General features: G+C 42.5%; 30 protein-coding genes. 6 read left to right on the top strand and 24 right to left on the bottom strand.

The window, feature by feature from the left end:
• Positions 1-132: 132 nt before the first annotated feature.
• The 8 genes from FKN08_RS07670 to FKN08_RS07705 form a co-directional block, all read right to left on the bottom strand.
• A complete protein-coding gene (locus tag FKN08_RS07670; protein ID WP_033905308.1) occupies positions 133-318 on the bottom strand; it encodes a hypothetical protein in 186 nt (61 codons plus the stop codon).
• Positions 319-531: 213 nt separating this feature from the next.
• The gene (locus FKN08_RS07675) at positions 532-1,668 is read right to left on the bottom strand and encodes a zonular occludens toxin domain-containing protein (protein ID WP_170891710.1); all 1,137 of its coding nucleotides are present in this window, start codon (positions 1,666-1,668) and stop codon (positions 532-534) included.
• Positions 1,665-1,979 carry a DUF2523 family protein gene (locus FKN08_RS07680; RefSeq protein WP_170891711.1) on the bottom strand — a complete coding sequence of 105 codons (315 nt, stop codon included), beginning with the start codon at positions 1,977-1,979 and terminating at the stop codon, positions 1,665-1,667. The genes FKN08_RS07675 and FKN08_RS07680 overlap by 4 nt, the downstream gene beginning before the upstream one ends.
• 1 nt (position 1,980) lies before the next feature.
• Positions 1,981-3,612 (bottom strand): DUF1542 domain-containing protein, encoded by a 1,632-nt coding sequence (locus tag FKN08_RS23795; RefSeq protein WP_249373385.1) that lies wholly within the window; start codon positions 3,610-3,612, stop codon positions 1,981-1,983.
• A 132-nt stretch (positions 3,613-3,744) separates the two neighbouring features.
• Entirely contained in the window at positions 3,745-3,975 is a 231-nt protein-coding gene (locus FKN08_RS07690; RefSeq protein WP_169573061.1) for a phage coat protein, read from the bottom strand.
• Positions 3,976-3,982: 7 nt separating this feature from the next.
• Entirely contained in the window at positions 3,983-4,228 is a 246-nt protein-coding gene (locus FKN08_RS07695) for a hypothetical protein (RefSeq protein WP_017636224.1), read from the bottom strand.
• Positions 4,229-4,239: 11 nt separating this feature from the next.
• Entirely contained in the window at positions 4,240-4,575 is a 336-nt protein-coding gene (locus FKN08_RS07700) for a hypothetical protein (protein ID WP_017636225.1), read from the bottom strand.
• Position 4,576: 1 nt separating this feature from the next.
• Positions 4,577-5,656 (bottom strand): replication initiation factor domain-containing protein, encoded by a 1,080-nt coding sequence (locus FKN08_RS07705; protein ID WP_170891713.1) that lies wholly within the window; start codon positions 5,654-5,656, stop codon positions 4,577-4,579.
• A gap of 129 nt (positions 5,657-5,785) precedes the next feature.
• On the opposite strand from FKN08_RS07705, the gene FKN08_RS07710 reads away from it, so the two are divergent.
• From FKN08_RS07710 to FKN08_RS07725, 4 genes are all read left to right on the top strand, one after another.
• Entirely contained in the window at positions 5,786-6,136 is a 351-nt protein-coding gene (locus FKN08_RS07710; protein WP_017636227.1) for a helix-turn-helix transcriptional regulator, read from the top strand.
• Positions 6,137-6,298: 162 nt separating this feature from the next.
• A complete protein-coding gene (locus FKN08_RS07715) occupies positions 6,299-6,583 on the top strand; it encodes a hypothetical protein (RefSeq protein WP_249373387.1) in 285 nt (94 codons plus the stop codon).
• Positions 6,584-6,957: 374 nt separating this feature from the next.
• The gene (locus tag FKN08_RS07720; RefSeq protein ID WP_170891714.1) at positions 6,958-7,797 is read left to right on the top strand and encodes a LysR family transcriptional regulator; all 840 of its coding nucleotides are present in this window, start codon (positions 6,958-6,960) and stop codon (positions 7,795-7,797) included.
• 306 nt (positions 7,798-8,103) lie between these two features.
• Positions 8,104-8,316 carry a hypothetical protein gene (locus FKN08_RS07725; RefSeq protein WP_012842272.1) on the top strand — a complete coding sequence of 71 codons (213 nt, stop codon included), beginning with the start codon at positions 8,104-8,106 and terminating at the stop codon, positions 8,314-8,316.
• Positions 8,317-8,422: 106 nt separating this feature from the next.
• On the opposite strand, the gene FKN08_RS07730 is transcribed toward FKN08_RS07725, so the two are convergent.
• The 10 genes from FKN08_RS07730 to FKN08_RS07775 form a co-directional block, all read right to left on the bottom strand.
• Positions 8,423-8,812, bottom strand: coding sequence for a universal stress protein (locus tag FKN08_RS07730; protein ID WP_046875460.1), 390 nt, complete (start codon positions 8,810-8,812; stop codon positions 8,423-8,425).
• Positions 8,813-9,740: 928 nt separating this feature from the next.
• Positions 9,741-9,902: a YoaH family protein gene (locus tag FKN08_RS07735; RefSeq protein WP_005394474.1), complete on the bottom strand. Its 162-nt coding sequence runs from the start codon at positions 9,900-9,902 to the stop codon at positions 9,741-9,743.
• Between the two features lie 41 nt (positions 9,903-9,943).
• Positions 9,944-11,065 carry a conjugal transfer protein TraF gene (locus tag FKN08_RS07740; protein ID WP_170891716.1) on the bottom strand — a complete coding sequence of 374 codons (1,122 nt, stop codon included), beginning with the start codon at positions 11,063-11,065 and terminating at the stop codon, positions 9,944-9,946.
• Positions 11,066-11,125: 60 nt separating this feature from the next.
• Entirely contained in the window at positions 11,126-12,007 is an 882-nt protein-coding gene (locus FKN08_RS07745; protein ID WP_005394478.1) for a DUF2861 family protein, read from the bottom strand.
• Positions 12,008-12,013: 6 nt separating this feature from the next.
• Complete coding sequence (gene vxrB, locus FKN08_RS07750) at positions 12,014-12,676, bottom strand: response regulator transcription factor VxrB (RefSeq protein ID WP_005394480.1); 663 nt, start codon at positions 12,674-12,676, stop codon at positions 12,014-12,016.
• Positions 12,651-14,105: a sensor histidine kinase VxrA gene (gene vxrA, locus FKN08_RS07755; RefSeq protein ID WP_005394482.1), complete on the bottom strand. Its 1,455-nt coding sequence runs from the start codon at positions 14,103-14,105 to the stop codon at positions 12,651-12,653. The genes vxrB and vxrA overlap by 26 nt, the downstream gene beginning before the upstream one ends.
• 155 nt (positions 14,106-14,260) lie before the next feature.
• A complete protein-coding gene (gene pntB / locus FKN08_RS07760; RefSeq protein WP_145535089.1) occupies positions 14,261-15,637 on the bottom strand; it encodes a Re/Si-specific NAD(P)(+) transhydrogenase subunit beta in 1,377 nt (458 codons plus the stop codon).
• 8 nt (positions 15,638-15,645) lie between these two features.
• A complete protein-coding gene (locus FKN08_RS07765) occupies positions 15,646-17,202 on the bottom strand; it encodes a Re/Si-specific NAD(P)(+) transhydrogenase subunit alpha (RefSeq protein WP_005394487.1) in 1,557 nt (518 codons plus the stop codon).
• A 435-nt stretch (positions 17,203-17,637) separates the two neighbouring features.
• Positions 17,638-17,919, bottom strand: coding sequence for an HlyU family transcriptional regulator (locus tag FKN08_RS07770; protein ID WP_005394488.1), 282 nt, complete (start codon positions 17,917-17,919; stop codon positions 17,638-17,640).
• Positions 17,920-17,960: 41 nt separating this feature from the next.
• On the bottom strand, positions 17,961-18,329 hold the full coding sequence (locus tag FKN08_RS07775; protein ID WP_053808402.1) for a late competence development ComFB family protein: 369 nt from the start codon (positions 18,327-18,329) through the stop codon (positions 17,961-17,963).
• Positions 18,330-18,583: 254 nt separating this feature from the next.
• On the opposite strand from FKN08_RS07775, the gene FKN08_RS07780 reads away from it, so the two are divergent.
• Positions 18,584-19,822: a GGDEF domain-containing protein gene (locus tag FKN08_RS07780; protein WP_012842268.1), complete on the top strand. Its 1,239-nt coding sequence runs from the start codon at positions 18,584-18,586 to the stop codon at positions 19,820-19,822.
• A gap of 24 nt (positions 19,823-19,846) precedes the next feature.
• On the opposite strand, the gene FKN08_RS07785 is transcribed toward FKN08_RS07780, so the two are convergent.
• Together FKN08_RS07785 and FKN08_RS07790 are read right to left on the bottom strand one after the other, a co-directional pair.
• Positions 19,847-20,839, bottom strand: coding sequence for a Solitary outer membrane autotransporter beta-barrel domain (locus FKN08_RS07785; RefSeq protein WP_170891718.1), 993 nt, complete (start codon positions 20,837-20,839; stop codon positions 19,847-19,849).
• A complete protein-coding gene (locus FKN08_RS07790; protein ID WP_012842266.1) occupies positions 20,836-21,795 on the bottom strand; it encodes a diguanylate cyclase in 960 nt (319 codons plus the stop codon). The genes FKN08_RS07785 and FKN08_RS07790 overlap by 4 nt, the downstream gene beginning before the upstream one ends.
• A 273-nt stretch (positions 21,796-22,068) precedes the next feature.
• On the opposite strand from FKN08_RS07790, the gene FKN08_RS07795 reads away from it, so the two are divergent.
• Entirely contained in the window at positions 22,069-22,506 is a 438-nt protein-coding gene (locus FKN08_RS07795; RefSeq protein WP_005394495.1) for a DUF3069 domain-containing protein, read from the top strand.
• Positions 22,507-22,577: 71 nt separating this feature from the next.
• Here FKN08_RS07795 and modC read toward each other — a convergent pair whose 3' ends face one another.
• From modC to FKN08_RS07815, 4 genes are all read right to left on the bottom strand, one after another.
• Positions 22,578-23,684 (bottom strand): molybdenum ABC transporter ATP-binding protein ModC, encoded by a 1,107-nt coding sequence (modC, locus tag FKN08_RS07800; RefSeq protein WP_104970716.1) that lies wholly within the window; start codon positions 23,682-23,684, stop codon positions 22,578-22,580.
• Positions 23,684-24,370 (bottom strand): molybdate ABC transporter permease subunit, encoded by a 687-nt coding sequence (modB, locus tag FKN08_RS07805; RefSeq protein WP_170891720.1) that lies wholly within the window; start codon positions 24,368-24,370, stop codon positions 23,684-23,686. The genes modC and modB overlap by 1 nt, the downstream gene beginning before the upstream one ends.
• 27 nt (positions 24,371-24,397) lie before the next feature.
• Positions 24,398-25,153, bottom strand: a complete 756-nt coding sequence (gene modA / locus FKN08_RS07810) for a molybdate ABC transporter substrate-binding protein (protein ID WP_047009192.1) — start codon at positions 25,151-25,153, stop codon at positions 24,398-24,400.
• A 69-nt stretch (positions 25,154-25,222) separates the two neighbouring features.
• Positions 25,223-26,674, bottom strand: a complete 1,452-nt coding sequence (locus tag FKN08_RS07815; protein WP_170891722.1) for a cobyric acid synthase — start codon at positions 26,672-26,674, stop codon at positions 25,223-25,225.
• Positions 26,675-26,770: the final 96 nt, after the last annotated feature.

The following is a 26,770-nucleotide window of genomic DNA, read 5'->3' on the forward strand; positions in this document are numbered from 1 at the left end:
GGCTCTCACTTCAAAGCGATTCTCTTTCCTGGCATGTACGGCAAGCCGACAATGAGCAAGTCTCTCGCCCACCCTTTGTACGTTCTAGGCCAAAGGCGAACCACTCAACATAACACTCACCCATAATGCGCACTAAGGGTCTAATAAATCATCATCAGGGTCAGTAACATCATACCAACTACATTGGCCACAATAGTCATAACGACAATTATCTGAATCAACAAAAACCAAAAACTCAGATAGCTGCTTGCATTCTGGACAGGTATCTTCGTATTTTCTTAAAACTGTAAGATCTTCAGTATCTAAAGTTATCGACATTTCTATTTCCTCGCTAATCTATCAAATAAATCCCGTGTGAACGTGCCAAAGGTTGGCTGAATACATGTTCCGCTTCCTCGAAGCGATTTTCGCAAGCTCAATATCACTTCTTGCGGCGAGCGGTCTAACTAGAGGTTGCCCATCTAAATAGCATTATTGTTCCCCAGATGCAGAAGCCCCAGAACAAGGTCCAAAGAATGTTTATCAGCATGGCTATATCTGAACAGGAATATTTTGCTGGAGAATATCAGTTGGCTTTTCACGTTGGCCGCAAGTGAAGATCCTTTCTGAATCCTCCCAAGCTACCCGATAGACACAATCCGAAAGAACTTCAAACTGATAGCCAATATCAACCAAATCTGTATGGTCGAAACTAAAAAGCTTATCCGTACCATCGTAAACATCGATGTATATCTTATAGAAAGTCAGGTCACGGTTTAGTTCTCCCATTGATTTCAAGCTAGTAGTAAGCGCGATTTGCTTAGCGTAACCAGTGATAAAAAAGTCGTAACCATCTAAAGGACCAAAACCGGAACTGTTCTTTTTCTTGGGTGAAGTCTCCGTTCCTTGAGCTGTTGGCGTGCCAGCTGGAATTTCTACGTTAACATTTTGCTGCTTTACTGGTTCCGGTGCTTTTTCGGGTTCAGGCCACCAAGCCATGATGTTGATAGGCAAGCCAACACCCAAAAGCAAAGCAGTACCTATAACAGGCCATCGCTTCCAGAAAGGTCGAATGTCTTTTGCTTGCGCTTCCTGCACATGCTTGTTCGATTGAGAGTGGCTTTTGTAAAACGGAAAGTACTCTGATTTGTAAGAACGTATTGAAGTATTGACAACCTCACCGTTGCAACCATCTTGCACCTTTTTCGTGTATGAGTTGCTTGAGCCCATAGCCGTGTTTTTCGTGCATCGATAGGTCACTTCAATCATGTCCTTAATATCTCGATGCACTTTGCGGATGTTCTGAGTAAGCAGAATGATATCAACACCATAATGACGATGAATCGAGAACCACTCAAGAATCGCAGCAGGAAGCCCGCGAGACGGCAAACTCATATGAGCCTCATCGACAACGTACAAAGGCCCCTGTCCTTTCTCATTTCGCCATTCATCCGAGTAATCACCAATCTGACTAAATGGACGACTTGTAGAACCAAAATCCGTCAAACGACCATCAACAATCTTGATTAGGTCGCGAACGTGCTCACCAAATATCTTTACAAACCAATCAACATTAAGCGTAATATTGGTGATAACTTTGCGCCCTTCCTTGATGGCCGGAATGATGTGATAAGCCACGGCCTCGTAAGTCTTACCGCCTCCTGGTCTACCTGCTATTGCATAAATCATGAGCCTAACCTCGTAAACGGAATCAGTTGAAGCATTAAGCGAACCGTGATTGCTGCAAGAATGATAGAAAGGCACTGAGGTAAACCAACCGCAGCCATAACCCAAGACACTGTTGGAGGGATTGAAGTCATATACTGACTCATATCAACAGGCGCAAAGAGCGCGAACACGCCAGAAAGCAGCATGTTAACCATCTCCATGACCTGATCGACCGCCCAGAAAAATAAGTCCTTGAGCATGTTAAAAAGCGACACTAAGAGCTGATACAAAAAGACCAAAAGCTTATTAAATAAATCGACTAACCAATCCATATTAACCCCCAAAAATGATGCGACGTGCTGCAAAGATGGACGACATAATCAGAACTGCACGAACAAAACCGAAAACCCAATCAAAACTGATGTGCTCTTCAAAACTGAAGTCACCAAAGAACGGGACTGGAAGAACGAAAGAAGGACGCTGAGCATTAGATAAATCTATGTTGCCGAATGAATTAACAAAGTCGTCAATCACACTGGTTTTTAGATCATTCAGTTGACCAGACACCAAACCGCCTAACCCATCAGGATAAGCAGATTCATAAAAGCCAGTACAATTGCCAGCCTCGATACAAGTGCCGCCCGTACCAACGCCGGACGTATCAGTGTTGGCGATACCGTCCAGTGTTTCAGAAATACCAGCGACATCCTCAGCAATACCATCCATTGCGCCAGCAATTTGTTCAACATCATTACCAACACCGTTAATCGCATTGGTATTTTTATTTACCGCTGTTGTTATGTCAGCATTGGCCTGTTGAATCAGAGACTTTGTTTTACGATAGATTTCATTGTCGTTAGCTTGCTGCTTTTGAATGGCCTGCGTATTGGTGACAACTGAAGCATTAAGCGCAATGATTTGATTCTGAACGTCAGCACTTGCCTGATTAATGTCAATGTTCATCTCATTGAGCGCCTTGTTTACATCCTTATTCATTCCCGTTATTGCGCTAACCACTGCCGTATCTGTCGATTCATCTGTTGGAGGGTCCTCAACATCAGGTTCATCTGTTGGAGGGTCAGGAACGACAACATCATTGTCTGAATCTGGTAAAACGCTAGGGTCTTCGATGTCGCCACCTGTTGGGTCGTCAGGGTCATGAGTTGGGTCTGTATCTGGTTTTTCTTCAGTATCAGGGTCTTTAAAATTGGTACATAAAGGGTCGGAACAAAAGGAAGGACCGTTTGGAACGTCGCACGCAGGGCCAATAACCGTGTAGCTAGCATAACACCAACCCGACTCACCACACCAAGAGCTAGAGCTGTCAATTGAAGCACCGCAACCGCCGCCTTTTGAAGAACAAAGATAACTAGCGGGAGATGAATTGCCCCATATAGATGAATCCCAGGCGACAGAATCGTGTTCGCCCTCAACATCAGAGCAGTCACCACCATTACATTGAGATTCCCATGACTCAGTTTCATCACTACAGGAAGAAGAAAATTGTCTGCCTTGTGATTCACACTGAGTTCGGGCCGCATCTATAGCATCAAGTGTTGATTGACGCTCGCAATAAGGAAGAGGTGGTTCTTCACACCTACCAGTAGAAGGGTCATAAGTAGTACCGGAAGGACAGCTATCAGTCCTAACATAAAGCGTATCACCGAAAGACGTCCAGCCAGCATTACACTCACGATAATTTGACAAATAAACACCAGACCCCGTCCAACTTGCAGAAACGACACGAATCGTATGACCAGAAGGAGTACCAACACAACCCTTAGCTATAATCTCCTCAATCAACAAATCAGGAGTTGGTGCGCTTAAGCCATAAAAGGCCTGAAAATAGTTAGAAGGCTTAGTAACACTTGAGGAATAGACAGTGTAGTAAGGAGTTTGGGCAAAAGCACTAAATGAAAAACTAAGCAAAATAACCAATGACGCAATGCTTTGTTTAATACTCATATATAAACCTAATTAAAAAAGGGGACCGAAGCCCCCTATCCTCTAAAGTTTTGAGAGGCCACAAATCCAGCCATGCCACCCAAAAGCACAAAGACGATGAGAATGACGTCGTGAAGAATGGCCAACATAAACTTAAGCCTTGTTCACAGCACGCTTAGCAAGAGTGATGGATTTAAGAGCCATAGCGATACCAACAATTAGCAAGCCAGCCGCACCGATTTTGGTCGCAACGCCAGCAAGGTCGATTGCACTGAATGGGTCAGCACCTGCCTCACTTGCGAAAGCAGCACCAGAGAAAGCAGCCACAGCAACAGTAGCAGCACCACGTTTTGCGAATTTCTTCGCTTGATTGATGTATTTCATAAGTACCTCAGAGAAGTTTGATTAAACGTAAAGCCATCTTGATGGCATAGGTAGAAATGAAGCCCCCAAAGAACACCAAGGAAAAACCAAGGCCGAACATTTGAGTGGCTTCAGGGCCAGTAACCTGAGTGAAATCCATCAGCGAACCGTATTCTTGAGCCGTAACCATGACGTAACCGCTACAAGAAGCAGCATCAACCTCAGGAACGACAGCAATGAAACCGTCAGCGTTTGGAAGTGCGCACACAGGCATAATTAAAAACCTTACTTAGCTTTGTCAGAGACAGGATTGTCGAACAGGCTGCGAATCACTTTGAAGTCACAAACCAAGTTGCGGCGAGGGTCTTCTGGGTCAGGTTCGTACTCGAACTCAACAAGAGCCGGACACATCGTTGTTTCGAATTTAGCGAGAAGTGCATCGTTTGGCGCAAATGGAACCTCAACAGATTCAATACCAAACGCAATTTGAGAGCCGTTTTCGTTTTCCCAAGGCTTCAGCGCCTTACCAGCAAACAAACGACCAATTTCATATTTTTTACCAGATTGCTTACCAACGCCTTTTGAGTAAGTGCCACCTGTTAGAACGTAACGAACAGCCATGCTAATTCTCCATTATCTCTTTGATTAAGTGTTTGTATGTATCAGGCAAGTTGAGCAAATCACCCTGCGTATCCTCAGATATGAGCAACCCGAAAACTTTCTCCAAGTCACCATCCAAGTACTTAGCAATATCCGCTAACGTGCGGCCAACTTGACGACGAGCCCAACGAATGCGCCCGTGCATATCGAGCGCAACTTGTTTCTTTTTTGTAACCACCTTTACTGGAGAGCTGGATACGATAGATGCGCTATACGCACAAATTCCGGCGAAGTAACCGCTGATATTGAGAAGCACATCGATCGGCATCTCCTTCAGCTCACACTCACTTCTAAACCAAAACATATCGAGCCCAAGCTGAGCAGCCTTGTTATAAATACGCCAGTAAATACGAGATTTGCGGTTGCCAACCTCGAAGGATTCATTGATAACCTTGCCGGAAGGTTCAGCGAAATAACGCTCACCTGCACTAGGGCCGCAACCCCTATCAGATGTGCGAAACGCATTATCGGCATAGGCTTTTTTTGCATACTCACGACCGAACAGGCCGTGGAAGTCATCGACTGCAAGGTCGATTCGAGATAGACGGTTACAGTCGAGAAGCTCTAACCACCAATGCAAACGGAATGCACTTGTGTGCTCAAAAACGTGTTTGCACCCTAGCCCCTCAATTTGGAAATAACAGGTTCCACGGTTGCCACCCAAAGCAACAAATCCAACGTGCTTATTAGAGTGTTTGGTCATCAAGTGACATGAATCCTCGTAACCGTATAACCCCTTACCACGCCAAGGCGACATGCGAAGGCCAAGAACGTGCAAGCAAAAAACCTCCAAACGTTCCATCATTGCAACGTTCCATTGTTGTTTGTATCGCTCGATTAACTTTTCTTTTTGCTCAGGAGTTTTAGCCATGCGGTAATTTGGCTTAGGGATTGGAGCCCAGATAGCAGATGAAAGGTCGGACTTATGAGCGTGACGCAAAGATGAGTAAGGGATTGTCCAAGACAGGTAATCAACAAAAACAAAAGGACTCGCCTCAGTATCGATTTCCAATTCTTCAGGGGTGAATACTTGTTTTTTCATGTTCTCTGAAAACCTGTCAAGAGTAAATTTATTGCATATCTTGGGTAAATATTTTTACCTTGTCAAGATACTGTATGAAAAAACACTCCTTATAATGAGAAAAAACATGGACTCAATAAGGGGTTTAACATGCTAAATGAGAACATTAAGAGACTCCGAGAGGAAAAAGGAGTCACTCAACTTGAAATGGCTAAATCTGTCGGAGCATCGGCAAAAACCGTTATGAACTGGGAATCAGGCAAGACTGAGCCAAAAGCATCAGAGCTAGTTTTAATAGCTAAAAGACTTGGGGTATCAGTTAATGAAGTACTTGGAAGAGAACAGAATCCGCACGAAAGACTGATAGAGAAAATTAGTTCAGCGATTGGAGATTTCAACGACGCGGAGATCGAATCACTGTCGATAATGGTCGAAGGTTTGTATTTGAGGAATCAAAGCAACAGAGCTAGAAATAATTTCTCCTCAGATAAGACTCGCTAACGCTCAAACACTGGCGCGCTACGCTTGCGAATACACGGAGAACACTGATGGTTCAGTGGAATTTACCCCCGTAATACTAGACGGGGGTTTGGCTCCGCTTTTAGGTCCCTCCCGCTAAGCGGGCCCCTCCCAAAATGCTCGCTAACCGACGAAGTTATGACGATGAAGAAAATCATATTATCAATGGCCTTAATGAGCTCAAGTTCATTGGCAGACCCGACGATGGGCGAAATCATTGGTCGTGAAGAAGATCCAAACCGACCACTTGAAGAAGTCTATGGCAAGGAACGCATAGACAAAATCAGAAACGGTGATGATCTCTGCATGTATGAATACAAAACCGATGAAAGCGGAAAAATAAAAAGTATCAAACTAGAAGGAAGACCAGAAGACTGCAAAAGCCTCATAAACTACTTCATGTTTAAACACAAAGACAAACTAAAATGACATACTCAACGTTTGGTATGTCATTTCATTAGTGCAGCATTATGTGTGTTATGTTACGGGCTCTCACTTCAAAGCGATTCTCTTTCCTGGCATGTACGGCAAGCCGACAATGAGCAAGTCTCTCGCCCACCCTTTGTACGTTCTAGGCCAAAGGCGAACCACTCAACATAACACTCACCCATAATGCGCACTTTAGAGTTAGAAGATTAGCATTGAAGATGATAGCTTGGTGACGCCGTATTTGGCTTTTCGCTTTATAGACTGCAGTAGCCGATTAAGGTCCTGCACTGTATTGTCCCCCTCCGTTGATGCAAGTTATACTTTCCCTCCCGTTAAAAGACAACGTGACTCAGAGTTGCAAAAAGGTAACAATCATGGAATTGATGAACAATGAGCTGATCTGCTTTGCAGCCATTTGTAAACACCTCTCTCTTACAGAGGCATCAAAAGAACTTAGAAAGTCGAAAGCTCAAGTCAGCAGGCAGTTAGCGGCATTAGAAAAACAACTTGGTGTAACACTCGTCCACAGGACAACAAGAAAACTCGTTTTAACTGATCATGGTGAAAGCATTAGAGAGCTTGCCATAAAAACGTTAGAGAGCTTGCAGGAGTTAAATTACAGAGCTAGCTCGTTGAGTGAATGCATTAATGGAAAGTTTAAAATTACAATGCCCAACTCTATAGCCTCTTCTATTTTTGGTTCTGTTCTTAAAGGCTTACAAGAGCGATATCCAGCAGTGAACTTTGAAATATCATCAAGTAACAATGTTGAGAATTTATTAGAAAGCAACGTAGATTTAGCGATTAGGCTTAATAATATTATTGATGACACTCTGATTGCACATAAAATCGGTGATTATAACGATGTTTTAATATCTACAGTTAACAATGCCAATAACAACACGCTATTAATCTACAAGAATCACTCGAATAAGGAATCAATTAAAAAGCAGTACACTGACGTTATCGAAGTTGATAACACCTCTATTTTAATAAACTTTGTCTCTGAGGGGGTTGGGGTTGGCGTCATTCCAAATTACCTTGTAAAAGGTAACCATATAGACAACAATATCCAAATTTCACAAAATTTTGATATAGAACGCTCCATGTATATCGCCTACCCTTATCAAAACCCTTTACCAAGAAAGCTAGCTGAAATATCTACTTTTATTAGGTCTGAGTTATCAAAAATATTGAAAAATGAATCACTTTAGGATGGCTTTTCAGGTTTATAATTTTCCTTTGATAACTCATGAGATCTAGCGAGAAGCTTTGTAACGTATTGTTTCAAAGAGCCTCGTTAGGCATTTATGAAAATCCCCAACTTTATGCTTGTTATCACAACATGAGATGCTATACCGTTTCATTATCAAGGCTTTGCGTGGAATAAATCACGTGGGTTAAACGATAGATTGACTTACATTAAAAATTTAATCGAAAGCAGCTTTATATTAAATTGATTTCATAACGTTCTGCGTGTATCTTCTACCCATATCCCTACAATAACCAAGGAGAATGCCATGGATAAGCTACTCGCGTCTGCACTAGAAATTAAGCAGCGAACTATGGTGACTGGCTTTTTTGCTAGAAATGGATTCAAAATTGCTATGACCGATTTTGATGATGTCACTTTTGAGCGAGAAGGTGTGCAAGTTAACGTGCATTTTGATTTGCAGTCAAACGCAGAGTCTGCATCTATTTTATCCCAAGAGGCATCTGCCATTCCTGGTTAATTATTTTGTTGTCAATCATACATACGTAAAGCCGAACACAAACGTTCGGCTTTTTAATATACGAAAAACGGGATTACAGAAGATGTGGCACAAACCTGCGTTACTGTTACTCATCCAAGTAAACAATCAATAAATCCGCTTCAACCTCATTCGCTACCTTTGGTACCGATGAAAAGAAACGGCTCAGTAAATTATGATGATGACCGCAGACTACGAGGTCTATTCCCTCTTTTTTTACGATTCCCGACAATTTGATATGCAGGTCGCCGATAACTGCCATCGTCTCGTGTACTGGATATAGGCATTTATCAGCGAGTTCTTGTAGCTCCTTTTGCAACTTTTGTTCTTCTTTCGGCTCCATGATCACACGATCAACATCCACATAAACGAATGAAAGTTTGGCGTTCGAGTTCTTTGCTTGAGTTATTGCTTTTTCGATAACGACTTGGCTAGATTGAGATAAATCAACAGCGACTAAAACGTGCTTGTAACTCATTCTTTCTCTCCTAGTTAGTTTTCATGTGCTTATAGTAAGTCTAGTTCACTAAGAGCGAATGCAATGTCTAAACTCATATTTCATGAAAATATGGGAGTTTGATATAAGAATGTGGAAACAGCCGAGCGATCAGCTATCTAATAGCCATTGAAGGCTCGTGAAGTCAACTAGTGACTTAGGAACCAGTTATTGATATGTGGCCCATTTTGTTCTCCTCCTTAAGATGTACATAACTATGTAACTAAAGCAAACAAACCCACGTTACGCCGTCACTACGCTTCTAAACCCTGTCAATTTCTATTGCAGCTTGTTTTATATTCCTAATTACAACGTCGCCTAGTTTAGTAAAACCACTTGGCAATAAGTAATTTTTTCGTGTAATCCATCGATCAAGATTAAGAGTTATTTCATAGACAACACTGAATTAAAGACAAGATTTAGAGTTAAAACAGAGTCCAACACTCCTATGTTCAACCTAAAACCGACATACGTCTGCGAGCACTTACTGTCTATATAACGTCAACTATATAACTATATTCAGATTTTATTTTTCTGTTACAACGTGTCTTTTTTATCTTCACAGCATAATCCTCTACTTGAAAACATACCCAATCATCATCTTGTAATTTAATTACACAAAAAGATGATCGAAACATAACCACAAGACAAAAAACCAACACAAGTTACTGATTTTATTAATTTTAATTTAAAAAATGGCATTTCACCCCATATTCGTTCAAGCCAGAACGCATCAAGGTTAACTTAAGCAAGTAAAATTTTACTAACTGCTTAGTACAGAATAGAGGAAGTTGAATAAATTGAAAGGTATAGAAATAACGTTACGACGTAACTACGTTAAGGTATGAAAATATTTGAGGATAAATATGAGACCAAAAAAAAACAGGGCCAAAGCCCTGATATGAATTAATTAGTTTTGTTGCTGTTGTTTTTCTGCGTACTCAGATCGAATCTGTTCGGCAACAATTTTGATGGCTTCTGCTGTACTTGTGCCCTTCGCCATCAATTCTTGAATTTTCTCTACAGCTTGTTGTTGCTCTTGGTGAGATAGAGGGGGTAAATCGTCAAACATAAAAAGCTCCTCATTTTGAGGAGCAGACTATAACGATTCAATTAATAGGTCGCAAGGAAATTAATGGATGCCCCCATTGCGTTCTCGTTCGTGTACTGAGCAGCAATATCTAATTCGATCAACTTAAGTGGAGACAGTCCAATACCTGCAGTAATGGTACCTTCGTCGCTACTTCGAGCTAAGTTTTTCATATAACCCGCTCGCAATGCCATTTGACGCAAGATATCAAATTCAATACCAGCTCGAATCATTTGTGTATTATCATCAAAGGATGAAAAACGTTTTTCTTCATTAAGATCGTAGTCGACACTCATAGTAAAGTAATCGGCAACAACCCCTGCCCCGACCGTATATACGGGACGCATGCTGTATTCGTATGATTTTATCGTATCACTGCCATACATGAACGATTTTGTTTTAACGTCTCTTCCGATCAAGTTTTTTGCTGAAATACCGACACGATATGGGCCAAAGAACCAAAGCGCGCCCGCATCCAAGTTAAACATCGTTTCCGCTGTCTCATGTTCACGTAAGTCTTTGGTATCGAAATTCTGAAAACTCGTGGCGTAAGAGTACGTATAAATACGCTGAAGTTTAGGCGTAACACCAAATGAAAGGTGTTGATTCATAAAGTTGGTGTATTTAGCAAGTGATACACCTGCTTCAGCAACACCAATAGAAACACCTTGTACGTAGCTATCGTCTAACGGATTAGTACCTGACGTATCTACTTTTGGTTGTACGAATGATTCAGTGTATAACTTACCATATGCAGTTGCAGATAAAAATTTATTAGGAATACCTATAGCGACAACGCCACCAAGATCAAAGTCAGTTTTTTTTCCATCTATGGCATTCATCGATTTTTTGATTTCATCGACATCGGTCAATTTGCTGATGCGTTCGATTTCATCGACAAGATCATATTGATCATCGTAGTTGCCACCAAAACTTGGCACGATCATTCCTGCATCATCGTTTCGGCGATAAATTGCAGTAAGTGCGGGGTTGAAAAAAGGAGCAGTCAGATAAGTTGCTGATACCGTACCAACACCACCCATCGCATCGCTACGAGCTTCTATCGCATAAGTGGCAGCCGAAGCAAAGTTTGCGAAAAGTGTGGTGGCAACAGAGGTGGCTAGAATTTTATATTTGGTTTTCATACTACACTTGTGATTTTAGTTCTTCCTGAACCTTTATCGGCACAAATGGTATTTCTTTAACTATTCTTCTTGGGAAAGATCATAGGTTCGGCTAATAGTTTGAGCTTGCTCAACAATTATATCGCCCTGCCAACGACGACTGTTGATACTCACTGCTAGCACGTATCTATCATTTGGGACGCCCGCAAGCTCTAGTGAATTGGGATAGTTAGACTCGTAAGTCTTTTTCCACATTTGCTCGTATTGACCATCAATGTAGTCATATAAACCAACTTCAAGTTGCGGTAATGGACAATGGGGATTACGAAGTGCGCTCTTTTCTACTTTCCAATTCTCTTTAGATGTCCAACGAACATATTGCGAAGAATTGGAATCTCCTAATATTACCCAAGTTCGATACTCTTGTTTATCTTTAGAAACAATAGTTAAGTGATACAAGCCTGCTTCAAGCTTACCCGTGAGGTTATAGCGTTTCGAATAACTACGCTCATTGGCTAATTCCGTACCGCTCGGCTGTTCTTCATAACTGAATGAACTGTCTGCGGATATAGAATCATCCACCCATCGATTAAATGAAATATTTTCGATGTCAGTTGTAGCTCTTAGCTTGATCACTAACCTAAATGTATCTCGCCCAGGGCTTTGGATAGTCTGACGAATAACGTTCACGCCACTTATCCATTCAGGCAGCGTTACACCAGTGAGAGACTTGCCACAGTTTTTAGATAGTGACTGACCAAGAAGGTCATTGAGATGAGGAGTCAAATCTTTACTTGGTTCCGTTTGCCACAGTTCAACAAGAGAGTTGAACATACCGGCAAGATCATCTTCAAGTAAGTGTTGATGTGCCTGCGTTAAAGGCGTGTTAGTTTGAAACCAGTCCATTGCATGGACTGGTTTCACTAACGCTAATGAGAGAACTACGGGGAGTAGTGTTTTCATTATGACTTATGCTTTCATCTTGTAGCCAACACCGCGAAGTGTTTCAATTTCCAGTCCTGGCAGTTTTTGACGAAGCTGCAATACGTGCGTATCCACAGTACGTGTTGTTGGGAAGTGATTATAACCCCAAACGTGGTCAAGTAGCTCATCACGAGTAAACACGCGACCTAAGTTCGACGCTAAAAATAGCAGTAGATCAAACTCTGTACGAGTTAACGTAATTAGCTCATCTTTATAGGTAACTTCACGAGTTGAACGATCAATTTCTAAGTCTTTTGTGATCACTTTATCAGCGCTGCTTTGCTCTGCTGAATCCGGTGCTCGTAGCTGTGCACGGATTCTCGCAAAGAGTTCCGCTTCAGCAAAAGGCTTCGTTAAGTAGTCGTTCGCGCCGGAATCAAGGCCTGCAACTTTATCTTTTACGGTAACAAGTGCCGTTAGCAAGATAACTGGTACGTCTTTAATCTGTTTCCATTCTGGGAGACATTGTACAGAGTCACCATCTGGGAGTTGGCGATCGAGAATAACCAAGTCAGCTTTTTTCCATTGTGGTTCTACGTCTGCAATACGTTCCACATGTAAACACTCATATCCTGCTTGTTCCAGGCTTACTAACAGGCCATCAGCCAAGTTTTTATCGTCCTCAACGAGAAGCAGTGTCTGTTTCACAAGGTATCTCCAATATAAAAGTTGTAGGTGGTCCCATCAGGGACATTTTTCCGCCCATGCGGCCTACCATAGATTCAACGATTGTTAACCCAAGTCCTAACCCGCTCTTACTGACGAACGGTTTCTTCAAATTTGCCCAATCTTTAGCCGTTAGGCCACCAGCATCTCGGACTTGGAATACTATTTTTTCTTCACTAGTTGAAACATCCAATTCAACTGGTGCAATACCGTACTTAAGCGCATTACGAAGCAAGTTATCGATACAAGTTCCTAACCAGTACACATTAACTTTAGCAGCCACATCTTCATTGATGTTGAAAAGCACGGCACTATCAAATTCTTCTTCGATCTTAAATTCTAACCAGTCTGCGACAGACGGAACCCAATCTGTTGCAAGCATTTGGTTATCAGATTGCAAATAATCTTTACTCGCTTCTGCCAATTGACGCAAACGACGTGTATCTTCACACAATCTGCGGAACTCGTCATATACGCTTTCAGGTAGATGCTCGAATTCTCGGCGAAAGCCCTCAACCGTCAGTGATAGAGATGCAATCGGTGTTCTGAGCTCATGCGTTAAAATTTGCAACACAAGCATTCTACTACGGAGCTCTTCTCGCTTACTATTCCAGCGGTATACAGCCCAACCAATCACTAGAAGAATATTTGCGATTACCAGTATGATCATACTGATCCGCAAAACTTGTGAGTGATCTTCTACATCCCAACAAATATTGCCTCGTTTAACAAAGCAACTTTTGCTTTGAGACGCTAGAGCGTACGACAGACCCGCATTAGCGACGTTTTCTTCCCAGATATCTTTCTCGAAAACAAAGTAACGGTCACCACGTCGTAACCAAAGTTCGTTACCTTCGATAAACATGCTCGCGCCTGCAATCAAAGCATTAATGGCGTCGTCGTCCATGTTTTTCAAGCTTTCTAGCAACTCATCCCCTTCCTCATTGTCACGCTCTTTAATATGCATGTATTGAGCAAGCTTGGGTTTGAGTTCTGGATACTTATCCACATAGCGTGCAGCATAAGTCCCACCACCAGGGTGAATGAGGCCACTACGCGAAAACCAACGTGGTGTCAGTTGCGTCCCTTTACAGATAGCTCTTGTAAATACTAACGGCTCAGTAATTAAAGGACTTAGTGGCAATTTACCACGACAAGTATTCGCTAAGCTGTAAAGCTGTTGTATATCTTTTAACGGATAGTCAGACGTTTGCGGCAGAAGCGAATCTGGCGCAAGTAACTTGGTAGGATAATTTGATTGCAGAATACGAATATCATACGATTTAAGAGCTACTTCATAATTAAATAGCTCTGTAAACGTATCTATTCTTTCTGGTAGTGAATCGGAAAATGCAGGTGCCGAAAAAAGCGGCAATACAGTTGCAAAACCGAGCAAAAACTTTTTAATCAAACTGTTACCGTCACTTGTTACATTAGCCAAAACTATACATCAATCTACAAGCAATTGACATCTGCTAACAGAAGGATTTGCATTACTATAACATTGAAACGGAACAAAAAAGGGCCAGCGATTGCTGACCCTGTATAGTTTTAAATCAAGAATGGTTAGAGTGCTTTAAAAATAGACTCAACGCTTTCCTTCGCATCACCAAATAGCATTGATGTATTTTCTTTGAAGAACAGTGGGTTCTGTACACCTGCGTAACCAGTATTCATTGAACGCTTGAATACCACTACATTTTTCGCGTTCCAAACCTCCAGTACAGGCATACCAGCAATCGGGCTGTTCGGATCTTCCAGAGCTGCTGGGTTTACCGTATCGTTAGCGCCGATAACCAGTACTGTATCTGTTTCAGCGAAGTCATCATTGATTTCATCCATTTCAAGAACGATATCATACGGTACTTTCGCTTCAGCAAGTAACACGTTCATATGTCCCGGAAGACGACCTGCTACTGGGTGAATACCAAAGCGAACCTCAATACCTTTTGAACGAAGTACGTCAGTAATTTCATGCACTGGATACTGCGCTTGCGCTACAGCCATACCATACCCTGGGGTGATGATTACTGATTTTGAGTTCTTCAGCATTTCAGCGACTTCTTCTGCCGTTGTTTCGCGGTGTTCGCCCTGCTCTTCGTCACCTGAAATTACAATCTCTTGACCAAAGCCACCAGCAATAACACTGATAAACGAACGGTTCATGGCTTTACACATGATGTAAGAAAGAATCGCACCTGAAGAACCAACCAACGCACCTGTTACGATTAATAGGTCATTTGCGAGCATGAAACCTGCTGCTGCTGCTGCCCAACCTGAATATGAGTTCAGCATTGAAACTACAACTGGCATATCAGCACCACCAATTGAAGCAACTAAGTGGTAACCGAACGCGAACGCAATCAGTGTCATCACAATCAGAGCGAACATGCTGCCATCTGCTTTTACGAAGTAGATCATAAGAAGCGTAGAAATCACAACCGCTGCAAGGTTCATTTTGTGCTTGTGGCGAAGGTTAAGCGGCGAAGAAGAAATCACACCACGTAACTTACCAAATGCAACAATTGAACCCGTGAAGGTTACGGCACCAATGAAGACACCCAAGAATACTTCTACAAGGTGGATAACATGTTCAGCATGAGTTGCTGCTTCTGGCGCATCAAGGTAACTGTTGTAGCCAACTAAAACCGCAGCTAAACCTACAAAGCTGTGCAGTATCGCAACCAGTTCTGGCATTTCGGTCATTTCTACTTTCTTCGCATAGAAAATACCGATCGCCCCACCTATCGCCATCGCAATAATGATCCACCCAAAGCCTTGAGCATCAGGGCTGAAGATCGTCGCGATCAGCGCGATCGTCATACCTGCGATACCATAGTAGTTACCATTACGAGCGGACTCTTGCTTTGAAAGCCCCGCCAAACTCATGATGAAAAATAATGCAGCAACAATGTAAGCTGCTTGTACTAATCCTGCAGACATTGTAACTCCTATTTATCTTTGCGGAACATTTCAAGCATACGCTTGGTGACGGTGAAACCACCGAAGATATTGATGCTGGCGATCAATACAGCAATAAAGGATAGGAATGAAACGACCCCATTACCTTGCCCAATTTGCAGTAATGCACCAACCACAATAATGCCGGAGATAGCATTCGTTACCGACATAAGCGGAGTATGAAGTGCATGGGTAACATTCCAAACCACGTAGTAGCCGACAACACAAGCTAAAACAAATACAGTAAAGTGAGAAAGGAACGCTGCCGGCGCAACCGATGCAATCCAAGCAAAAGCACCTACTGCCGCGGCTACACCAATAATTTTCTTCGTTGGAGAGGTAGGTTCTTCTACTTTAGGCTCTGGTTTCGCAGGTTGCTCTTGTTTCACTTGCGGCTGCGCTGAAACCTGGATTGGTGGCGCAGGCCATGTAATTTCACCTTCTTTAACCACGGTGACACCACGGATAACAACATCTTCGAAATCAATATTGATGTTACCGTCTTTTTCTTTACACAGCAGTTTTAGAAGGTTAACAAGGTTTGTCGCGTAAAGTTGAGAAGATTGCGTTGGCAAACGGCCGACCATGTCAGTGTAACCAACAATTTTTACGCCATTATCTGTCATGATAACTTGGTCTTTAACTGTGTATTCACAGTTACCGCCATTAGCAGCTGCCAAGTCAACAATGACACTGCCCGCTTTCATGCTGTCGACCATTTCCTTGGTGATCAGCTTCGGAGCAGGTTTGCCAGGGATTAGTGCCGTTGTAATAATGATATCAACATCTTTAGCTTGCTCTGCATATAACTCTGCCGCTTTTTTGTTGAAGTCATCGGACATTTCTTTTGCGTAGCCGTCACCAGAACCAGAGTCTTCTTGGAAATCCACGGTCAGGAACTCTGCTCCCATGGACTCAACTTGTTCTTTTACTTCTGGGCGAACGTCAAATGCACGAACAATAGCCCCTAGGCTACCCGCAGCACCGATTGCAGCCAAACCAGCCACACCCGCACCAGCGACCAATACTTTCGCTGGTGGTACTTTACCGGCAGCCGTGATTTGACCTGTAAAGAAACGACCAAACTCATGAGCTGCTTCAACAACCGCACGATACCCAGCGATGTTAGCCATCGAAGAGAGCGCGTCTAAGGCTTGTGCACGAGAGATACGAGGAACGGAATCCATGGCAAGAACGTTAATGTTCTTACTTGAAAGTTGTTCCATCAACTCTGCGTTTTGAGCAGGCCAAATAAAGCTAACAAGCGTTGCACCATCTTGTAGTAGTGCGATTTCGTCAATGCCTTGTTCTTCATCTACGATTGGCGCATTAACTTTTAGAATAAGACCAGATGCCCAAACTTCTTCACTAGAAACGATTTTCGCACCAGCAGCTTCATAAGCAGCATCATCGAAACTCGCAAGCACCCCCGCTTGGGATTCAATCGCGATATCGAATCCCAACTTTATTAACTGCTCAACCGACTTCGGCGATGCAGCTACTCGCGATTCACCCGCAAGTATCTCTTTAGGTACACCGATTTGCAAAACGCATACTCCTTGTATACATATCAATAAATTAGTCCCAAAACAGAGCGTCGCTCTACTCTAACTCTTTTTTATTTCTATCTGTTTACCACGCAAGACAATTGCAAACGAAAGATGGTGTTTGGGGCCACCCATTTGCACAATAACACCTTGACTAACAGCCCTGTTATTATTCTGTTTGTATCGAACGCGTCTCATTACTTCAAGTGTTTTGTAATTTAAATACTAAATTTCATTACATATAACGCTAAGTAATGAATGATTGTCGCTCTGAGCACGAAAAATAACAACGCCATGCCTTACTAGACTGAGGTCTAACCAGATCATAATTAAATGCTGACTTAACAAACATTTAAGCTCTAAAAAAGAAAGAGCCATCAGCATATACACTAATGGCTCTTTTTAAGATGATTGGAATCAAGTTGCGGTGAATTGTTAGTCGAAGATTTTATCGCCCATTTGATCGATAAACATTTGAGATTTCTTCAACATAAGTTCATTGGCATCTTGTTCCGAGCCGAGCAAATCTGAACGAATAAATCGATGCGTTTTCACTTCATCGTCGTATTGCTTTTCTATTCGACCAGCAATGCGGTATTGCCCACCCTCTGAAAGGCTCTCTTGGTAAATAAGGAAACCTTTGTACTCAACTGGTTCCACAGTTTTTACTTCAGCAGTCTTTTCACTACCACCAAACAAACGCGAAAAAAATCCCACGGTTCCTCCTTGGGTAAGCTCATCGATAGATTAAGCTTGTATCACTTAATATTGACATTGAGGATTGGTTTTTCATACCAGTCCAATTCTTTGTCTTCATCATAACTGGTATGGGTAAAAATTACAGGTACATCATGATCTCGGTTTTTACGCCGGTCTTCTTTCACCATTTCTGTCGCGTTCTTCACCGCGATATCCGCACTTTGCTTAAATTGGGTGAGCTTTTGTTCCGGAAGCGAAGATAAAAAATCAATATCATGACGAATATAGACAGGTTTAAGCTGAATAAGTGCAAGGCACGCAATATCTGCGAGCTGCTCGTTGTCATACTGCTCTACAAACTGAGGCAAACTGAGCACTTGTCCAACAAGTGTTTCCATGTAGTTATGCACATCTGAACTTATCTGCATTGGCAAATCTCCCTTGTTCTATGAAAACAAGTATAGCAACGACTTGTTTATAACAACTTATTGATTGCTCTTAATTTAATCAATCTCTCTCTTTTTGTCGTAATGTCTCCCAAAATACTTGGGAAAATGAGCAAATAGACGTATTCTTGCTAGTTCTCGAAGCATGAAAATCGATAGCAGATTAATATCTATATTGATGAAACGCTTAACCTAACCAATTATATAATCAACTATTTTCAGGCAATTTGTAATAGATGTCCTCATCATCAATGACTTCATCAGGCTTTCGATTCCTTTTCCCATTTATGTTGCTGGGATTAGTGAGTTCGAGCATGAACAACATCATTCAGATGACTCAGTCAAACTGGGGTATTGCCGCAAATTTGCCGTACATACTGTTAGGCTGTGCACTGCTCCTTTGCTATTCATTTAAGCAAGGTAGGGAGTCAATGGTGTGCTTAGCGACGTTACTGGCCTATTTCGTGATACAGCACAGGCTACAAGTTCCACTTCAAAGTGGTACAGCCTTACTTGAGCTGACCATTTTAGCCACGCTACTTCCTGTTTCTTTTCTTGCGGTATTTTTGTTTAGTAAAGACGGTTTCGACTCAAGAGCGATGTTTACTTACCTCTTGATGTTAACGATGTTCGTTCTTTGGTCTTACCTTACGTTAGCGTATTACGTTGAAGGTGGGTTTGAACAATGGACAAGCGGCATTTTATTTATCGTACCTACGGTTTCTAAACTGCCTTTTATTCTAGTTTTATATTGTGTGGGTATTGTCTGCTTCCTCGGAATTCTTGTTTTAAAGAAGAATGAAATCATCCATGCTATGACCTACTCTGCAATGGTGCTGGCGTCCGCGACGTTCATTTTCTTTGATGTGCAATACATATCTAGCACCATGTTTACCCTAACGGGATTGCTTATCATTATTTATGCTGCCTCTGCCAGCCATCAATTGGCTTTCACAGATAGCTTAACGCGGGTCCCGAGTAGGCGCGCACTCGACCTTGACTTAAAACACATGGGCAAAAAGTTCACGATCGCAATGCTTGATGTTGACCACTTTAAAAAGTTTAACGATACCTACGGTCACGATACGGGTGATGACGTATTAAAAATGGTCGCTTCGCGTCTAACTAAAACTCCCGGTGGCGCAAAAGTATATCGATTTGGCGGAGAAGAATTTACCATCGTCTTTAAAGGCAAGTACGCAGATGAGTGTAAAGAGTTTTTAGAAGAAGCACGTAAATCCATTGCAGAGTATGAGATGATTTTACGTGATGAAGAATCCCGCCCAGATAACCATAAACAAGGTCAAAAAAAGCGTGGTAACGACAGTTCGAGGAGAAAGTCGGTCTTTGTTACCGCAAGTTTCGGAGCGGCCGACAGCAAAAACGGGCAAGCACCTCAGGACGTGATTAAGTTAGCGGACGAAGCGCTTTACAAAGCGAAAAAAGCTGGACGCAATTGCGTGAGGCTTCATTAATCCCCCAGAGCGAAAGTTAGCTGACTAATCTTGATTAAAGAACAAGACTAAGCTTCCTCCTTTTAACGCACTGCCATAATTGATCGTTAATCCGATCCCGATATTATCTATCCAATCGGAGTCAAATGGTGGTGTCATTAACCATCCAACACTAGCTTCGTAGTAGTGTACAGTATTCATGGGTTTTCTTGTATCACCACCAATATCAACTCGATTGAAGCTCGAATACACTGACTGCACAGTATCTCCAATGTGGGTAAAATCATAAAACACCTTTATTCCATTGACCCAATACCAGCCTTCCGGATTGCCAATATCACCATTATTTGCTTTACCCCAGCCAGTGCCATAAAAATAGTGAGGAGCCGACCAGAGGTACCATTTCCCCCACGATTCATGCTCTAGGTATTTGAGCTTTGTGTTGACTTCTCCAACAACGGCCCAAGCACTGGTGTTTAGGTATACACCTTCTAGAAATGGTTTTAGGTCATTCAGTGCATTACTACGATAACTATAATCGTTTTGATAGTACATTAAGTGTGAGCCGATTGCGCCACTAAGCGTTAGCTTATCAGTGAGGTGTTTTTCTCCAGCAAACTCAATATATCCGCCCATGACTAACTCTTTACTTTTATCTGGAATCTGTCCTTTTTGGTCTACATACACATCTTGCTCTGTACTTAAGGCATAAACTCGGCCATTTAATAGATCGTGAGTTTGTATTCCCTCTTGTTCAAACAAATCAAAACTAAATGGTAGCGTTGATACAGCGATCTTCTTTCTGAGATCAACCGAATCTTGAGTACCAATGTCTTCGTTATCTATGTTGAAGTATTCGTTCGGATCGAAATCATGAAATCCTACCGTAAAGACATCGCTATCTGACAGAACGATCCCAATAGCAAAGTTCCTTTCATACTCTTTTTGTATCTGATCTTGAATCGAATTAGCCTTAGAACATAATGAAAAAAGTGACAGTGTAGCTAAGGCATAACTATTGATAACAGTTTGTTTCAACTTGCATTTACCACCGTATGTGTATTTCTTCCTAAAGACTTTGAGGTATACAGCGCTCTATCCACCGTCGCATACAAATCAGACTGCTGCTCTTTTCCCGTTGGTTGAAAAACAAAAACACCCTGTGACACTGTCACCCTATTGGACACGCTAGAATACTCATGTGGGTAATCCAGAAAATACATGGCCTCTTGTATACGTTCTGCTTCTCTCTCTGCGGTTTGGGCGTCTGTGCAACCCAGTAACACCACAAACTCTTCTCCGCCATAACGCCCTACGTATTCGCCAGAGCGACAAAATGTTGCTTTAAGTTGGTTCGCAATAGCTTGCAAGCAACGATCTCCTTCTATATGGCCGTAATTATCATTAAACGGTTTGAAAAAATCGACGTCCAATAAAATCAAAGCCATTGGCATGTTGTGACGGCCATGCCATGCAACCATCGATTCTAACTTATGATCGATATAACGACGGTTATAGAGTTTGGTTAAGCCATCTTCATTCGCTTGCTGGGTCAAAAGTTGATTCACTTTCTCCAATTGAGCTGTCGCTTGTTTAAGCTCTCGTCTCATATGGGCAATACGCTGCATTGCGATAAGCTTAGAGTTCAGTACGAGTTTATCTACGGGTTTAATTAAATAATCATCACCGCCGGCCTCTATGGCCTTTGCAATCATTTCTGGTTCTTCGTGACTGCTCAGGAAAATTATTGGGATCCAGTCGGGAAAGGTTTCTCTGATATGAAGAGAGACTTCAAAACCGTTCATATCTGGCATCGATATATCGAGTAATACCAGTTCAGGATCAAAACTCTCGTAGGTGTTTAGTGCTTCTAGCCCACTACCCACCGCTTTTACAATATGTCCAAGTTGCTTAAGACGAATAGCCAACTGCATCCTATCTAGCTGAACATCGTCAACCAGGAGGATTCGCATTGATGTCCCTGTCGGTTGCATAACGCGTTCCATTTCTTATTTTGTCTTTATTAAACATATACCATACTCAAAGAGTTGTTGCATTCGACTCATAATTAAGTGCTATATTTTTGTTTAAATGTCACGGAATCAATTGTCTATAACGATTACACTGAAAATTGCCCTACCAAAACATGACCAACGAACGTTAGTTCAACAAACTCACGTGTTCTGGTCATCTTGCGGACACATGGGTATAGCTATTTGATGCATTTGGTATTAATATTCCCGCCTTTTTGTAATGAGAGACACACCATGTCAGAAGCAACTAACAGCGAAAGCAAAAAAATCGATCTAGCAACCATTTCTCCTGAACTACGTAAAGTTATCGAGTTTGACGAAGTTCCAGAGCAAATGTTCGAAATGGTTACCTCTATCCATGAAGTGTCTGAAGAAGCAGTGCGTGAGTCTTGGGACGAAATGCCTGCAAGTGCTCAGAACATTCTAGATAACTTCGAGCAATTTCATGCTCTAGTTTCTGTTGGCCAAGCATTTGCTGGTATCAACGTGATGGAAGAATTCCCTACTCTTAATCTGCCAGAAAACATGACAGATGAAGATAAAGAAGAATACCGCGCTCAATTACTTGATAATGTGCTTCACAACTGCGTGAAAGACATGGTTAAGCAACTTAAGAAAGCACGTCGCGACCCACTTCTTAAACGCGAATTCAAAGAAGTGTTCGCAAAATAACGTTTTTCCGACAAAATAAAGGCCGCGTTTGCGGCCTTTTTTGATCATTAAGCGTGCGTAGCTTTAAACGATTAATGCGGCGCTAATGCCACGTCTTTTTGCGTGACACTGACACCTTTAATTTGTGCGAATACACTATCACCTGCCTTTAAGTCGAGATCATCAAGCGCCCAAGGTGTTATCGTTGCCCACAAATAACATCCCTCATCTAGCTTTAGCGATACATTAATACTCTGTTTATCATCAGCCGCGTTAAACACCTCGATTGAATCGACCGTCGCAGGCAGGATATTTCGAATAGAAGTCGCCTTAGGTTGCTCTAGCGTAATAGAAACGTCGTTGGCACGCACTTGTAAGCGAATTGGCGTCTCTGGCTCACCATCAATCTTTTGCACCCATAGTGATGCATTAGGTGCAAGGCTGACACAAGTCAGCGCATAACGCTCATGATGTTCAGCAATTCGGCCTTCAAATAAGCTGCTTTGATCCGAGAAAGACTGCCATGGACGCATCGCATGAGAAGCCCACACTTCTTCAAGCTTACCTGAACTCGTAATTTTACCTTGATCGATAATAGCGAGGTGTTGAGCGAGTCTTAAGATCTCCTGCAGGCTATGCGTGACATAGATAATCGGAATATTAACCTTATCCGACAATTCCTCCAGAAATGGCATCACCTCACGTTTTCTCGGCATATCAAGCGACGCAAGTGGTTCATCCATCAAAAGCAAGTTGGGTTTTGATAGTAATGCGCGCGCAATCGCAACACGTTGCTTTTCACCACCAGACAGTGAGATCGGGAAGCGCTTTAGTAACGGTTTGATAGACAAGAGTTCGGTGACTGCATCAAAGTACTCGTCATCTTTTTCTTTAACGCCATACAACAAATTGCCTTGAACCGAATAGTGAGGAAATAAACGTGAATCCTGAAACACGTAACCAATACCGCGCTTGTGTGTTGGTAAGTTGATCCCCTTTTCACTATCAAACAAAACGTGATCACCAATCGCAACATGTCCCTGTTTTGGTGCCACTAATCCGCTGATAATATTAATTAACGTGGTTTTTCCCGCACCAGATCGCCCAAACAAAGCGCTAATTCCGTTACAAGGTAACTCAAGTTTGATATCGAAATCAGTATCACCAAGCATTTGTTTAAATTGAACTTTAATCGTCATTACTTTGCACCCAACCGACTTGCCGCTTTGCGATTTAGCCATTCAGAGATCATTAATGTAGACAAAGCTAGCGCGATAGAAATGATACATAGGCGAGCCGCCTGCATTTCCGCGCCTGGCGTTTCAATAAAGTTGTACATTGCCAGTGGAATCGTTTGGGTTTCTCCCGGAATGTTAGAGACGAAACTGATCGTCGCCCCGAATTCACCAAGACTACGAGCAAAGGACAGCATCGTCCCAGTAATAATTCCGGGAATGGTCAGTGGTAACGTAATGGTGAGAAAAGCTTTTAAAGGAGAAGCGCCTAACGTTGACGCGGCATGTTCCAGTTTAGGGTCAACGTTCTCTAAACTTAACCGCACAGACCGAACCATCAAAGGCAAGGCCACCACAATACAAGCGACTACTGCTCCTTTCCAATTAAAGCTAAAGACTAGCCCTACATGTTCATAGAGCCACTTTCCAAGAAACCCTTGCCGCCCAAGAGAAATCAACAACAAATAGCCGATAACCACTGGCGGCAATACCAGTGGTAAATGAATTAAGCTATCGAGAATCGATTTACCGAAGAACGTTTTTCGAGAAAGTAGCCAAGCAAGAAAAACGCCGAGAGGAATGAGCCAAAGTACTGCGTACGCGCCCACTTTGAGGCTTAACATTAAGGCTTGGTATTCCAGTTCTGTCACGCTTCGTTCCTATTATTGAAAGCCGGTTTATTGCTGAAAGCCATATTGAGCAAAAACGCGTGCGGCTTCGTCCGATTTTAGGTACTGGAAGAACTGCTCGGACTCAGTAGAATCATTCACAACTGCAGCCGGATAAACAATAGCCGCATGCGTATCACTCGCAAATTCACCGACAATTTTGACTTTGTCGGTTAACTGCGCATCGGTTTTGTAGACCACGCCTAAAGGTGCTTCTCCACGTTCAACCAACGCCAAAGCTAGGCGCACATTCTTTGCTGGTGCGATTTGAGTTTGAATCTCTTTCCATACACCCAGTGTAGTCAGTGATTCTTTCGCGTACATACCAGCAGGCACTGACGTCGGATTGCCTAACGCAAGGCGATTTCCATACAATGCCTTCTCCCATGCTGTTGCATCAGAGAAGTTAAATGAGGTTAATTCTGAAGACTGAGGAGCAATCAACACTAAGCTATTGCGCACCAAGCTTGTGACATTGTCACGAGAAATAACGTCTTTATCGACCAAATAATCCATCCATTTAGTATTCGCAGAAATGAATATATCCGCTGGTGCGCCGTTGATAATTTGTCGAGCGATAGAAGAAGAACCACCATAAACGGGAGTGATAGAAACGTCATACTTTTCTTCAAAGTTTTGTGCGATTTCGTCGATCGCATTCGTCATCGAAGACGCCGCATACACTTTGAGGTTCGTAGCTGCGTTAGCTGAAAATGAAATGCTTAATATTGCCGCGAGGCAAGCATGCGTTTTCCATGCTTTCATAGAGAAACTCCAATACAAGGCAAGCGAAAGAACTGGTTATTTGGGTAGAAAGTTCAATCAGTTAATGTGCTATTTAAACAAAAAATCAAGGTTCATATGTTGTTCTATCGCATCTGCAATACGATTAATTCCTTGCTCCTTTAACTCTTCAAAGTCTTGTTGTTTGATTTGAGTGCCGTTTACCCATTCTGACACCAGGCTTAAGACATCTGCCTCATCAAAGAACCCGTGAAGGTAGGTTCCCATGATTTGGCCACACTTGCTGATAGCCCCCTCTGCTTCACCGGAACTCAATATAAGAGGTTGAACGCCCTGCACTTCACTTTGTCCTACGTGGATTTCATAACCCTTTACATTGGCTGTTTTGCCATTAAGAGAAAGCTGTGCTTGCGTATTTGTAAGCTGTTTGCTGTTAGTTAGCGTCGTGGTGATGTCTAGTAAGCCAAGCCCTTCGCTTTGACCCGGCTGGCCTTCGACGCCATTTGGATCATCAATCAAGCTTCCAAGCATCTGGTAGCCACCGCAGATACCAATCACTTTTCCACCAAGACGAATATGACGTAAGATATCTTTATCCCACCCTTGGCTTCTTAGATACTCTAAGTCGTCTCTAACTGATTTGGTCCCAGGCAAAATAACAAGGTCGGCTTTATCTATTTTCTCGCCTTTGCCTACATAACGTAGATTGATGTCGGGATTCAATCGCAACACATCAAAATCAGTATGATTACTAATCCGGGTTAAAACAGGCACAACGACATTCAGTTTTACCTCAGAGTACAACTCTTGCTGCGCGGTGATCGCATCTTCTGCTTCTAAATTCAAACCATGAAGAAAAGGAAGCACGCCGAGTACAGGTTTGCCTGTTTTTTCTTCTAGCCAGTCGAGGCCCGATTGCAATAAACGAATATCACCTCGAAAACGGTTGATAACAAATCCTTTTACTCGCGCTTGTTCAGATTCAGAAAGTAACACGAGTGTTCCGTACAAATGTGCAAACACACCACCACGATCAATATCAGCAACAATGATCACCGGAACATCAGCGGCCTCCGCAAAACCCATGTTCGCAATATCGCCTTCTCTTAAATTGATTTCAGCAGGACTCCCTGCGCCCTCGATCATGATCGAATCAAATTCTTGAGTCAGACGGGAGAAGGAATCTAACACCGTATCCATCGCAACTTTCTTGTAATCATGAAAGCCAGCCGCATCCATATTTGAAAGCGCCTTGCCCTGCAAAATGATCTGAGCACCTGTATCACTGTTAGGTTTAATCAAAACCGGATTCATATGTACGGTTGGCTCAATATTACACGCCTGTGCCTGAACTGCCTGAGCTCGACCTATTTCACCGCCATCTCTGGTTACCGCACTATTTAGTGCCATGTTTTGTGGCTTAAATGGGGCAACGTTTATCCCTTTTCTCGCTAATACACGGCATAAACCTGCCACAAGGACACTTTTTCCGGCATCCGAAGTGGTGCCTTGAACCATTAAAGATGGGATCGCTGATTTCATGAACATTTGTAAGGAATAGAGGAAGATGAACAATCATAACGTCATCGTCCCCACTTACTCAAGCAAATGAATAGAATATGAATGTTGAAATCATCA

This window comes from Vibrio sp. 1-2 (7-a) (assembly GCF_013048515.1).
Taxonomy (GTDB): Bacteria; Pseudomonadota; Gammaproteobacteria; order Enterobacterales; family Vibrionaceae; genus Vibrio; species Vibrio diabolicus.